Annotated in this window: 2 protein-coding genes; both read left to right on the top strand. The window is 75.1% G+C overall.

The features are described from left to right. Nucleotides 1-479, top strand: a 479-nt coding sequence (locus FOE67_RS26525) for an LLM class flavin-dependent oxidoreductase (protein WP_182667360.1), incomplete at its 5' end; no start/stop codon positions are given. Continuing rightward, the coding region (locus FOE67_RS26520; RefSeq protein ID WP_228474332.1) for a trehalase-like domain-containing protein at nt 476-1,107 on the top strand (632 nt) is incomplete at its 3' end. The genes FOE67_RS26525 and FOE67_RS26520, both read left to right, overlap by 4 nt.

Below are 1,107 nucleotides of genomic sequence, written 5' to 3'. Positions count from 1 at the left end.
ACCCCGTCCCCGAGCTGTACACCGCCGCGGTGACCCCCGCCACCGCCGCCCGCTCCGCCCGATGGGCCGACGGGCTGATCACCATCAACCAGCCCGACCACGCCCAGCGCGAGACGCTGGCCGCCTACCGCGAGGCCGGGGGGCGCGGCCCCGCGCTCCTCCAGGTGCACCTGTCCTGGGACCCCGATCCCGACCGCGCCCTGGCCGTGGCCCACGACCAGTGGCGGGAAACGGTGCTGGGCAGTGACGTGGCCTGGGAGATCGCCCAGCCCGAACACTTCGAACAGGCCGCCAGGTTCGTCCGCCCCGAGCAGGTGGCCGAGTACGTCCACTCCTCCGCCGATCCCGGCGAGCACGCCGCGTGGCTGGTGGAGGCGGCCGAGGGCTTCGACCGGGTGATGCTGCACCAGGTCGGGGCGAACCAGATCGGTTTCGTGGAGACCTTCGGCGAGCGGGTACTGCCGGAGGTGACCCGATGAGCGACCCCACGTCACCCACCGCCTCCCCCGACCCGACCGGGGCCGAGCGCGCCGGCTACCCCCCGATCGGCTCCTACGCCTTCCTCTCCGACTGCCACACCGCCGCCCTCGTCGGTCCCGACGGGGCGGTCGAATGGCTGTGTTCCCCGCGCTTCGACGGACCCTCCGTCTTCGCCCGCATCCTGGACCGCGGGGTGGGCGGCGCGTGGGAACTGACGGTGGAGGGCGCCGACCCGCCCGTACGGCGCTACGTCGGTGACAGCCTGGTGCTGGAGAGCCGGTGGCACGGACCCGGGGGCGAGGCCGTGGTGCGCGACCTGCTGGCCGTCCACCCCGACTCCCCGGGCAGCACCGAGCCACCGGCGGGGAAGGAGGAGGAGAGGACGGGCGCAGAGCCGCCCGCGTCCGCGCATCCCCCCGGCTTCTCGGCCGCCGGCGTGCTGGTCCGCGAGGTGCGCTGCGTCTCGGGACGGGTGCGCCTGACCTCACGGGTGGAAGCCCGTCCGGACCACGGTCGGCACGCCGCCCGCTGGACCCCCGAGGGCGACGTCCTGCGCTGCGCACTCGGCCGGGACGGGGAATCGGGCACGGACGCCCTGTGGCTGACCGGCACCACCCCCCACCTGTC

It is taken from the genome of Streptomyces calidiresistens (assembly GCF_014141525.1).
Taxonomy (GTDB): Bacteria; Actinomycetota; Actinomycetes; order Streptomycetales; family Streptomycetaceae; genus Streptomyces; species Streptomyces calidiresistens.
The sequence above is the reverse complement of the archived record's forward strand: the minus strand, read 5'-3'. Positions and strand labels throughout refer to the sequence as shown.